11 protein-coding genes are annotated in these 11,144 nt (G+C 63.3%); 9 read left to right on the top strand and 2 right to left on the bottom strand.

Annotation, left to right across the window (positions count from 1 at the left end; translation table 11 throughout):
- Positions 1 to 74: 74 nt before the first annotated feature.
- Together ACW9JE_RS24140 and olsB are read right to left on the bottom strand one after the other, a co-directional pair.
- Positions 75 to 866 (bottom strand): lysophospholipid acyltransferase family protein, encoded by a 792-nt coding sequence (locus ACW9JE_RS24140; protein ID WP_457434166.1) that lies wholly within the window; start codon positions 864 to 866, stop codon positions 75 to 77.
- Positions 866 to 1,621, bottom strand: a complete 756-nt coding sequence (gene olsB / locus ACW9JE_RS24135) for an L-ornithine N(alpha)-acyltransferase (RefSeq protein ID WP_457434165.1) — start codon at positions 1,619 to 1,621, stop codon at positions 866 to 868. The genes ACW9JE_RS24140 and olsB overlap by 1 nt, the downstream gene beginning before the upstream one ends.
- A gap of 155 nt (positions 1,622 to 1,776) precedes the next feature.
- Between olsB and ACW9JE_RS24130 the strand changes: the two genes are divergently transcribed.
- The 9 genes from ACW9JE_RS24130 (at position 1,777) to ACW9JE_RS24090 (ending at position 11,050) form a co-directional block, all read left to right on the top strand.
- Positions 1,777 to 2,655, top strand: coding sequence for an acyl-CoA dehydrogenase family protein (locus ACW9JE_RS24130; RefSeq protein ID WP_457434164.1), 879 nt, complete (start codon positions 1,777 to 1,779; stop codon positions 2,653 to 2,655).
- Positions 2,656 to 2,821: 166 nt separating this feature from the next.
- Positions 2,822 to 3,901 carry a serine hydrolase domain-containing protein gene (locus ACW9JE_RS24125; RefSeq protein ID WP_457434163.1) on the top strand — a complete coding sequence of 360 codons (1,080 nt, stop codon included), beginning with the start codon at positions 2,822 to 2,824 and terminating at the stop codon, positions 3,899 to 3,901.
- A complete protein-coding gene (locus ACW9JE_RS24120; protein ID WP_457434162.1) occupies positions 3,898 to 4,218 on the top strand; it encodes an amidase in 321 nt (106 codons plus the stop codon). The genes ACW9JE_RS24125 and ACW9JE_RS24120 overlap by 4 nt, the downstream gene beginning before the upstream one ends.
- A 146-nt stretch (positions 4,219 to 4,364) precedes the next feature.
- Positions 4,365 to 5,540 (top strand): M20 aminoacylase family protein, encoded by a 1,176-nt coding sequence (locus ACW9JE_RS24115; protein ID WP_457434161.1) that lies wholly within the window; start codon positions 4,365 to 4,367, stop codon positions 5,538 to 5,540.
- 84 nt (positions 5,541 to 5,624) lie between these two features.
- Complete coding sequence (locus ACW9JE_RS24110; RefSeq protein ID WP_224537004.1) at positions 5,625 to 6,935, top strand: citrate-proton symporter; 1,311 nt, start codon at positions 5,625 to 5,627, stop codon at positions 6,933 to 6,935.
- Positions 6,932 to 8,380 (top strand): amidase, encoded by a 1,449-nt coding sequence (locus ACW9JE_RS24105; RefSeq protein ID WP_263487873.1) that lies wholly within the window; start codon positions 6,932 to 6,934, stop codon positions 8,378 to 8,380. The genes ACW9JE_RS24110 and ACW9JE_RS24105 overlap by 4 nt, the downstream gene beginning before the upstream one ends.
- A gap of 70 nt (positions 8,381 to 8,450) precedes the next feature.
- Positions 8,451 to 9,221 (top strand): IclR family transcriptional regulator, encoded by a 771-nt coding sequence (locus tag ACW9JE_RS24100; RefSeq protein ID WP_224537006.1) that lies wholly within the window; start codon positions 8,451 to 8,453, stop codon positions 9,219 to 9,221.
- A 79-nt stretch (positions 9,222 to 9,300) separates the two neighbouring features.
- Entirely contained in the window at positions 9,301 to 9,891 is a 591-nt protein-coding gene (locus tag ACW9JE_RS24095; protein WP_457434160.1) for a YceI family protein, read from the top strand.
- A gap of 1 nt (position 9,892) precedes the next feature.
- Positions 9,893 to 11,050 (top strand): phospholipase D-like domain-containing protein, encoded by a 1,158-nt coding sequence (locus ACW9JE_RS24090; protein WP_457434159.1) that lies wholly within the window; start codon positions 9,893 to 9,895, stop codon positions 11,048 to 11,050.
- Positions 11,051 to 11,144 lie beyond the last annotated feature (94 nt).

Raw genomic sequence — 11,144 nt, 5'->3', positions numbered from 1 at the left:
GACATCAATGTTGTCTGACATATCGCATTCGCGAGCAAGCCCGCTCCCACAGGGTCCCGAGTGTATTCAAAAAATCAGGCGGCGATAGCAGGGCGCATCGGCGCTCGTTGGGTTTCCGGGATCGCCCCAAACAACGCTTTCTGCACCGCCTGCTGCGCTTCGAACGCCAGCGCAGCACGCTCCCGGCCTTCGCAGGCGATCGGCTTGAGCAGATGAATCTCCACCTCACCACGATCATTGGCAAACAGGCGCATCAGGTGCGACAGCAGGTCGTCGTCGCCAATGAACGGCGCCAGGTTGCAGGGCTCGCCGTTACGCAGATAACGGATCGCCACCGGTTGCAGCTTCACCTGCGAATCGATCGCCGCCGAAAGCAGGCGACCGTGGAAGGTACGCAGGGAACGGCCGTCGGTGGTGGTGCCTTCGGGGAACATCAGCAGCGGATGTTCCTGTTGCAGATGGCGGGTCATCTGCTTGCGGATCAACTGGCTGTCACCCGAACCGCGACGAATGAACAGGCTGCCGGCCTTGGCGGCCAACCAACCCGCCACCGGCCAGGTACGAACCTCGGCCTTGGACAGGAACGACAGCGGTGTGAGCATTCCCAGCAGCGGAATGTCGGTCCAGGACACGTGATTGCTGACCCACAGCATCGGCGTCTTCGGCAGTTCGCCTTGCACGTGGATGTCGAAGGGCAGGGCATTGCTCAGGCGCGCCATGAAAAACCGCGACCAGCGCTGCCGGCGGGCCATCGAATGGGCCAGGCCCAAGCGTTCGAATACACCGAACACACTGGCCATGCACAGGCCGAGCGTGACCACCAGCAATACCCGGGCGATTCGCGCGTACACGCGCATCCGACGCATCACACGGCCGCCTTGAAGTGCTTGGCGTAACGCGGGCACAGCTCGTCGCGCTTGAGCAGGATGAACACGTCGGCCACCTGGAAATCTTCGTCCCAGCACGGCTCGCCGCAGATCTTCGCGCCCAGGCGCATGTAGGCCTTGAGCAGCGGCGGCATTTCGGCGATGACGTTGGAAGGGATGTCCAGCGCGGGCAGCGGTTTTTTCGGCTCGGCGCGCAGGTGTTCGGTGCACAGGTAGCGTTCGCGCAGGCGCTGCATGATCGCGTGGGCCTGGATGCCACCGTCGTGCATCGGGATGCTCGCGCAACCCATCAGATAGCTGTAGCCACCCTGGTTCAGGACTTCGGCCAGTTCGCCCCAGAGCACGGCGATGGTGCCGCCGTTGCGGTAGGCCGGGTCGACGCAGGTGCGGCCGATTTCCAGGATCGGGCCTTGCAGATTGACCAGGCCGTGCAGGCTGAATTCTTCTTCGCTGTAGAACTTGCCCAGCGTGGTGGCAGCGGTGTGATCGAGCAGGCGGGTGGTTGCCACCAGACGGCCGGTGTTCAGGTCGCGCACACCGATATGGAAGCAGTGAACGTCGTAATCATCCATGTCCAGACCCAGCTCGGCGCCCTTGAGTTTGGCGTTGAATTCGCCACTGAACACGTTGAAGCGCAGGGCCTGAGCTTCCTGCAGCGCCTGCGGTCCCACCAGGCGTTCGGCTTGCAGGCGGCGTTCGTTGCCGGTGTCGCTGATGCGGGCGATCTGAGTCATGGCGATTCTCCGTGCGGGCTGCTTACCCGTCTGTGGGTTACAGCGGATCGACTTTCTTTATCCAGCCGTGTTGTGCAAAGTCAGGCTATGTAGCCCCGGTGTCATCGCCATTAAGCTTTGGTGATGCTTATATGACAGCCCTCGAGGAGCCTCTTATGCCCTGGCAAACCCTGTTGAATCGCCGCGATCGCCTGCCTGCCGACCCCGACCTGGGCGAGGGCTTCGCGGCGTTGTTGCAGCAGTTGGGCAACGTCACGCCGTTTGAACTGGCGGTGGCCGGCGGGCGCCTGATGGCCACCCCGGGGCTGGCGTTTCTGGTGGGCTATCAGGCGGCGCTGCGCATGCTTTGGCCGAGCGCTCCAGCCAGCCTCGGCGCCTTGTGCGCGACCGAGCTACGCAGCCTGCGACCGGCCGACATGCAGACCCGCCTCAACGGTTTGCGTCTAAGTGGACGCAAGGATTTCGTCACCGCGGGCGATGCCGCCGACTGGCTGCTGGTGGCTGCCCGCAGCGAGCGAGAGGACGACGATCCACGCCTGAGTCTTGCGGTGGTCTACCCGGATGAGCCGGGTGTGCGGGTGGAAAAGCTGCCGGCGATTCCGTTGATGCCGGACATCAGCCATGGCCGGTTGTTTCTGGATAACGCGCTGTGCGAGTTGCTGGCGGGAGGCGGTTGGGATGCCTACGTCAAACCGTTTCGTACCCTGGAAGACATCTATGTGCTCAGTGCGATGACCGCGTGGCTGTATGGCGTCGGTCAGGAAAGCGATTGGCCGCAAAGCCTGCAGTTGCGTTTGCTGGCGCTGCTGGCCGGATGCGCCGAAGTCAGTCGGCAGCCACCGGGTAATCAGGCGGGGCATGTGTTGTTGGGTGGATTGTTTGCGCAGTTCGACGGGCTCAAGGCCGAGGTGAATCAGGCGTTGGCCGATGGTCCAGCGGAGTGGGCCGCGATGTGGAAGCGCGATCAGGCGGTGATGGATCTGGCGGCGGGCGCGCGAGGCAAGCGGTTGGCCAAGGCGTTGGCGGCGTTTTGACCGGCCTCTTCGCGGGCAAGCCTCGCTCCTACAGGATTTTGTGAGGCCCACATAATTCTGTAGGAGCGAGGCTTGCCCGCGAAGGCGTATTCAATGCCAACGCAAATCCCGGAACTGTCATCAAACTCGACTAGGCTCACCCGGTTATCACCCATGAGCCTCCACCATGTTCAAAGGCTTGTCCCTGTTCCTGCTGCTGTTGCTCAGCCTCTCGACACGCGCTGATGAATGGCCCGTCGCCCCGCCCCCCGCGAGCCCGGCGCTCGAAGCGCTTGAGCACTACGCCTTTCCACCCCGCGATGACACCACCCGCAAAGGCATTCGCACCGATGCCTTGCTGGTGATCCGCGACGGCCAACTGATCTACGAACGCTACGCCGGCCCGACCACCGCCGACACTCCGCACCTGACCTGGTCGATCAGCAAAAGCCTGATGGCCACGGTGCTCGGGGTGGCCTATGGCGAAGGCCGGTTCAAGCTGCAGGACCCGGTGGCCAACTATTACCCGCCGCTGAAAAATCACCCCGACCTGACCATGGCCGACCTGCTGCACTGGGCTTCGGGCCTGGACTGGCAGGAAGACTACGAATACGCCCCGTTGAAATCCTCGGTGGTGGCCATGCTCTACACCCGTGGCCACACGGACATGGCTGCGTTCACCGCCGCTCACGACAGCTACGCCGCACCGGGGAAGACGTTCCGATACTCCAGCGGCGACAGCAATCTATTGTCCGCCGCGTTGAAGTCCATCGTCGGCGTGCAGCGTTACGCCGACTATCCATGGACCGCATTGTTCGAGCCGTTGGGCATCCACAGCGCGGTCTGGGAAACCGATGCCACGGGCACTTTCGTCGCTTCGTCCTATGCCTACCTCACCGCTCGCGACCTAGCGCGGATCGGCCTGTTGATGGCCCGCGACGGTCGCTGGGGCGACCGGCAATTGCTGCCCAAAGACTGGGTCGCGTTCAACCGCGAGCCGTTCGCGCACTACCGGGCACATCAGGATGAGGCGGTGCCGGGCGGGCATTGGTGGCTCAATCGCGCAGCGGACGGAGCGACTCAGCCGTGGCCCGATGCGCCTGCCGATACCTTCGCCGCACTCGGTCATTGGGGGCAGGCGATGTACGTGATTCCGGGCGAAAACCTGGTGATCGTCCGCTACGCCGATGATCGCGATGGCAGCTATTCACACAACGAACTGCTCAAACTTGCACGCCAGACATTCGCCGGGAAGGTGCAGCCATGACCGGCTTCCTGCGTCGTCCGCTTCGTTCGCTGATGCTGATCCTGGTGCTGGTTCTGCTCGGCTGGATCTGGCACGAACGGGTCGCGTTGTGGGCATTTCCCGACATCATCAGCGCCTACACCGCCAAGGAATATTGTTCGTGCCGGTATGTGATGAACAACGATGCCGGGTACTGTCATGGCTATGTGAAACAGTGGTTGCCGTTCAGCGGTTTTACCGATGACAGCACGAGCAAGCGCGTGACTGTCAGCGGCCTGGGACGCAGCAACAGCGCCGTGTGGATTGGCGAACACCAGGGTTGCCGCCTGTCTCCATAATCACGGTTCCACACCGTGGAACCACATTCGATTGTCCTCATTCGCATCTCGCGGTTATCTGGCGGTGAGCGCGACCTGCCTTGTTGTGTCGCGAAATCGCCGCGAACAAAAAGAACGGGAATTCACCCCGCCAGAGGACAATCTTCATGACCCGACATCAGCACATCCTTGCCTGGCTCAACGACGTGGCCAGCGACCTGCACGCCACCCGCCAGGACATCCACGCCCATCCCGAGCTCGGCTTCGAGGAGAACCGCACCTCGGCACTGGTCGCCCGGTCGCTTGAAGAATGGGGCTATGAAGTCCACACCGGCATCGGCAAGACCGGCGTGGTCGGCGTGCTGCGTAACGGCAGCAGTTCGCGCAAGCTCGGCATCCGCGCCGACATGGATGCGCTGCCGATCATCGAGAACACCGGCGCCTCCTACAGCAGCCAGCACAAGGGCTGCATGCACGCCTGCGGGCATGACGGCCACACCGCCATGCTGCTGGGCGCCGCGCGCTACCTGGCGGCGACCCGTCAGTTCGACGGCACCCTGACCCTGATTTTCCAGCCTGCCGAAGAAGGCCAGGGCGGCGCTGAAGCGATGCTCGCCGATGGTCTGCTCGAACGTTTCCCCTGCGATGCGCTGTTCGGCATGCACAACATGCCGGGCCTGCCTGAAGGGCACCTGGGCTTTCGCGCAGGTCCCATGATGGCTTCGCAGGATCTGCTGACTGTCACCATCGAAGGCGTCGGCGGCCACGGCTCGATGCCGCATCTGGCGGTGGACCCGCTGGTGGCCGCGTCGAGCGTGGTCATGGCCCTGCAAACCGTGGTCGCGCGCAACATCGATGCGCAGCAGGCGGCGGTGGTCACGGTCGGCGCGCTGCAGGCCGGTGAAGCGGCCAACGTGATTCCGCAGCAGGCCATCCTGCGTCTGAGCCTGCGGGCGCTGACCCCTGAGGTGCGCGAGCAGACCCTCGAACGCGTGCGCGCAATCATCGAATCCCAGGCCGCCAGCTTCGGCTGCACCTCAACCATCGAACACCGCCCGGCCTACCCGGTGCTGGTCAACCATGCCGCCGAAACCGAGTTCGCCCGTCAGGTCGGCGTCGAGCTGGTTGGCGAAGACGCCGTGGATGGCAACACCGCCAAGCTCATGGGCAGCGAAGATTTCGCCTGGATGCTGCAACGCTGCCCAGGCACCTATCTGTTCATCGGTAACGGCGTATCGCGGCCGATGGTGCACAACCCGGCCTACGACTTCAACGACGACATCCTCCTGACCGGCGCCGCGTTCTGGGGCGCGCTGACCGAGAGCTGGCTCAAGCCGGCCTGACCCTCCCGCTCTTTCTACTGCCGCTGGACCGGGCGCGCCATGTCGTGCCCGGCATTACCCAACAGGTTTCTGGAGAGTTCCCCCATGCACACTTCGAGCACTGGTGTTTCGCGCACCCGGCAAGTGGTCGCCGCCGTTATCGGCAACGCGCTGGAATGGTATGACTTCATCGTTTACGGCTTTCTGGCGAGCCTCATCGCCAAGCAGTTTTTCCCGTCCGACGACGAATACGCCTCGCTGTTGATGGCGCTCGCGACCTTCGGCGTCGGCTTTTTCATGCGCCCGGTGGGCGGCATCCTGTTGGGCATGTATTCCGATCGCAAGGGCCGCAAGGCGGCGATGCAGATGATCATCCGCCTGATGACGGTGTCCATCGCGATGATCGCCTTCGCGCCGAACTATGCCGCCATCGGCATGGGCGCGCCGCTGTTGATCGTGGTCGCACGGATGCTCCAGGGTTTCGCCACCGGCGGCGAGTACGCCAGCGCCACGGCGTTCTTGGTGGAAAGCGCACCGGCCCACCGCAAGGGTTTGTACGGTTCGTGGCAACTGGTGGGGCAGTGTCTGGCGGTGTTTTCCGGGGCCGGGATGGTGGCGTTGTTCACTCACATGCTGTCGCCCGAGGCGCTGGACAGCTGGGGCTGGCGCGTTCCGTTCGTGATCGGTCTGCTGATCGGCCCGGTGGGCCTGTGGATTCGCAAACACATGGAAGAGCCGGAAGAATTCCTCGAAGCGCGCAAACAAGCCAAGGGAGATGGCCCCGGTTTGTTGCAAGTTCTTCGCGAGCATCGGCGGGCGATTCTGGTTTCCATGGGGTTGGCCTGTGGCGCGACCGTGTCTTTCTACGTGGTGCTGGTGAACATGCCGACCTTCGCCCACAAGAACCTCGGCCTGCCGCTGGATCAGGTGCTGCTGGTGCAGATGCTGGCGGTGGCGGTGATGACCGTGGTGATTCCGCTGTCCGGCGCGTTGTCGGATCGCCTTGGCCGGCGTCCGGTGCTCATGGCCTTCACCTTGGCGTTTTTCGTGATGGTCTATCCGCTGTTTGTGTGGGTCGCGGCTGCGCCTTCGATTGAACGTCTGCTAGTGATGCAGCTGCTGCTGTGCAGCGCGATCGGCGGCTTCTTCGGCCCAGCACCGACCGCGCTGGCCGAGCAGTTTCCCGTCGAAGTGCGTTCCACTGGGGTCTCGGTGGCCTACAACGTCGCGGTCATGGTCTTCGGCGGTTTTGCTCCGCTGATCGTCACCTGGCTGAGCAAGGTCCTGGCGACGCCGGTGGCACCGTCCTTCTATGTTTTGTTCACTTGCCTGCTGACGCTGTTGGGTACCTACTGCATGCAGGAGACACATCGCGCAAAGAAATCTGTCGCACTTAACCTTGAGGTGAAATCTTGAGCATCCATCCGATTGTTGAAATGGACGCCGATGCGCTGTCCCGGGCCATTCATGCAAGGGACGTCTCGTGCCGTGAAGTGATGCAGGCCTATCTGGCACAGATCGAACGCTTCAATCCGCAGGTCAATGCGCTGGTGTCCCTGCGTTCGGAAGAAGAATTGCTGGCCGAAGCCGACGCCTGCGACCGCCAGCTGGACCAGGGCCAGTCCCGTGGCTGGATGCACGGCATGCCCCAGGCGATCAAGGACCTGGCGGCCACCGCCGGTTTGCGCACGACCATGGGTTCGCCGCTGTTCGCCGAGCAGGTGCCGACGCAGGATGCAATCAGCGTGGCGCGGGTTCGTGAGAGCGGGGCGATCATCATCGGCAAGACCAACGTGCCGGAATTCGGCCTCGGTTCGCAGTCCTACAACACCGTGTTCGGCACCACCACCAACGCCTACGATCCGACGCTGGTCGCTGGCGGCAGCAGCGGCGGTGCGGCGGTGGCGCTGGCCCTGCGCATGCTGCCGGTGGCCGACGGCAGCGACATGATGGGTTCGCTGCGCAATCCGGCGGCGTTCAACAATGTCTTCGGTTTCAGGCCATCGCTCGGACGCGTGCCCCACGGACCGGCGCCGGAGACGTTCGTCCAGCAACTGGCCACCGAAGGGCCGATGGGCCGCACCGTGACCGATGTCGCCCGATTGCTTGGCACTCAGGCCGGCTATGACCCGCGAGTGCCGTTGTCGCTGACTCAGAGTCCGGAGATTTTCCAGCAGCCGCTGGCCCAGGACTTCAGCGATGTCCGAGTAGGGTGGCTGGGGGATTACAACGGCTATCTGCCGATGGAGCCGGGCGTGATGAGCCTGTGCGAATCGGCGTTGCAGGACTTCGCGGCGCTGGGCTGCAAGGTCGAAGCCTGCCAGCCGGACTTTTCAATGGAGCGCCTGTGGCAGACCTGGCTGGTGCATCGGCACTGGCTGGTGCAGGGCAGCCTTGGCGGGTTGTATGCCGATCCGCACAAGCGCCAGCAGCTCAAGCCCGAAGCGCAATGGGAAGTCGAGGGTGGGATGCGCCTGAGCGCGGCGGATGTCTATCAGGCCTCGGTCAGTCGCAGCGAGTGGTACCGGGCACTGAATGAATTGTTCGAACGTTACGATTTCCTGTTGCTGCCCACCGCCCAAGTGTTCCCTTTTGATGCACAGACCCCATGGCCGCGCGTTGTTGGCGGGCGTGACATGGACACCTATCACCGCTGGATGGAGGTGGTGATCGGCCCGACCCTGGCGGGACTTCCGAGCATGAACGTGCCTGTGGGATTCAATCCGGCGGGCCTGCCCATGGGCCTGCAGATCATCGGCCCGGCCCAGGCCGACTTTGCCGTGCTGCAACTGGCCTACGCCCATGAACAGCTGACGCAATGGGTCAAGCGTCGGCCGCCCGCTTGTCTGCAACTGGCTTGAGGGCGCCGGATGGGCCTGTAACTTGCTGTATAAAATGTCCATCCATTCCGCGCAGAGGGAAGTCGAACACATGGACAGCAAGGCAGAAGGCGGCAGCGTACGTTCCGTGGAGCGCGCCCTGGCGATCGTCGAGTTGCTCGGCGAGCATCAGGCGCTGGGCCTTGAGCAGTTGCATTACCTGACCGCCTTGCCCAAGGCCACGGTGTCACGCATGTTGCTGACCTTGCAGGAGCAGGGCTGGGTCTATCGCGGCTTGAGCGATCGGCAATACCGGTTGCGTGCCAAGTGCCTGTTTGGCGACAGTCAGCAGCGCTTCAAGCGGCGTCTGGTGGAGAACGCCGCGCCGCTGCTGCTGGAGTTGAGCGAACGTACCGGGCTGGTGACGGACCTGTCCTGTTTCGACGGTGAGCGGGTCGAGGTCATGGAAAGTTCGATTCCTTTGGCGTTGCGCAAACGCTATCCGCACAACTGCCAGATCGTCGGGCACAACGCCAGCCTGTTCCATTCAGCCATGGGTCGGGCTTGCCTGGGCGAGTTGCAAAGCGAGGAAGTGGAACGTCTGGCTGCCCGCGCAGGGCTCAGTGACGAATCTCTCTTCAATGCCACCGAACAGGCGCTGCAACAAGGTTTCGGCCAGCGGACCGAAGGCCACTGGGAATACCCGGTGCGCCTGCCGTTCCTGATCCGCGCGGTGGCCTTGCCGATTCGCACCGATGGTCGCCTGGTGGGCAGCATGGCGCTGCACTGGCCGATGGATGAGGCGCCGGTGGAGCGGGTCCTGAGCCTGCACCTCAACAGCCTCGCTGCCACCATTGGTGAAGTGCAGCAGGCGATGGCCTGAAAATCACAAGATCTTCGGTTTGCAATAGTGCTGCGGGCAGTTAAGGTTCAGCACAGGTTTATCTGCCCCATGGTTTTCTATGTTCAAGCGGTCTGTCACTAAAACCCTCGCCATCCTGCTGTTGAGCGGCGCTTCTCTGGCGGCCCAGGCCGATTGGTACCTGGACGGCGAGTCTTCGCGGCTGTCGTTCGTCAGCACCAAAAACGCCAACCTGTCCGAAGTGCAGCGCTTTCTGGTATTGCACGGCAAGGTCGATCCTGGCGGGCTGGCGCAGGTGGAGGTCGAGCTCGAATCGATCAACAGCGGCGTGCCGCTGCGCGACGAGCGCATGCGCAAGGAGCTGTTCGAGATCGAGAAATTCCCCGAAGCCCTGATCACCACGCAAATCGATCTGCGCCCGATCAACGACCTCGCCTCCGGCGCGCAACTGGAGCTGCGCCTGCCCCTGACCGTCGACCTGCACGGTCGTCAAAACACCTACAACGCCCAACTGCTGGCCACACGGCTGGATGACCGGCGCTTCCAGATGGTGACCCTGGAGCCTGTGGTGCTCAATGCCGAAGACTTCGACCTGGCACCGGGCGTGGAAACCCTGCGCAAGATCGTCGGGTTGTCGGCCATCAGCCTGTCCGTGCCCGTGGGCGCGGTGCTGATTTTCACGGCGCGCTGACATGGCCGGGCCGATCTTTCCCTGGCGAGAAGGCAATCACTTCGAACTACTGATCGACGGCCCGCAGTTCTTTCCGCGCATGCTGGTGGCGATCGCCCGCGCCGAGGAGCAGGTCGAGCTGGAGCTGTATCTGGTGGAGGCGGGCGCTTGTGCCGAGGCCATGGTCCAGGCGCTGGTCCAGGCGGCCGAGCGCGGGGTGCGGGTGCGTTGTCTGTTCGATGATTACGGCAGTCTGGCGTTCACCCTGGGCTTGCGTCAGCGCCTCACGGCCGCCGGGGTCGAGCTGCGCTTCTACAATCGCCTGAACTGGCGGCGCTGGGTTGGTAACTTCTATCGCGATCACCGCAAGCTGCTGCTGGTGGATCAGAGCCTGGCGGTGGTCGGCGGCACGGGTGTCACCGACGAGTTCTGGACGCCGACCGAAGACGTTAGTGAATGGCACGAGGTGATGGTGGAAATCACCGGTCCGCTGGTGCTCGACTGGCAACTGCTGTTCGACCGGCAATGGATCGCCAACCGCCATCGCCGCGCCTGGAAACCGGCTTCGCATTTCGGCCTGCCGCGCCTGCCCCGGGTGCCGTCCACGGGCGAGGGCATGGGCCGGGTCGCCTATGCCGACGCCCGTCAGCACCGGGACATTCTGCAATCGCTGATCCGTGCATTGAACAGCGGCCAGCAGCGCATCTGGCTGGCCACGCCGTATTTCCTGCCGACCTGGAAAGTCCGCCGCTCCCTGCGCCGCGCGGCCTCACGGGGTGTCGACGTGCGGCTGCTGCTGACCGGGCCACGCACCGATCACCCATCGGTGCGCTACGCCGGCCATCGCTACTACCCGCGCCTGCTCAAAGCCGGGGTGAAGATCTTCGAGTATCAGCCGTGTTTCCTGCATCTGAAAATGGTTCTGATCGATGGCTGGGTGAGCATCGGCTCGTGCAATTTCGATCACTGGAATCTGCGGTTCAACCTTGAGGCGAATCTCGAAGCGCTGGACCCGGGGCTGACTCGGGCGGTGACGGCAAGTTTCGAACGGGATTTCGGCTTGAGCCAGGAAGTGAGCCTGGAAGAATGGCGACGCCGGCCGCTGTGGCGGCGGGTCAAGCAGCGGGTGTGGGGATGGGTGGATCGGTTGGTGGTGAATCTGCTGGATAGACGGGGCTGACCGCAGTTTCGTGAACACCCAATATCACTGTGGGAGCGGGCTTGCCCGCGATGGCGTCATAACAGCCAACGTAGATGTTGAATGTTATGTCCTC

The organism is Pseudomonas sp. SDO55104_S430 (genome assembly GCF_054070595.1).
The sequence above is the reverse complement of the archived record's forward strand: the minus strand, read 5'-3'. Positions and strand labels throughout refer to the sequence as shown.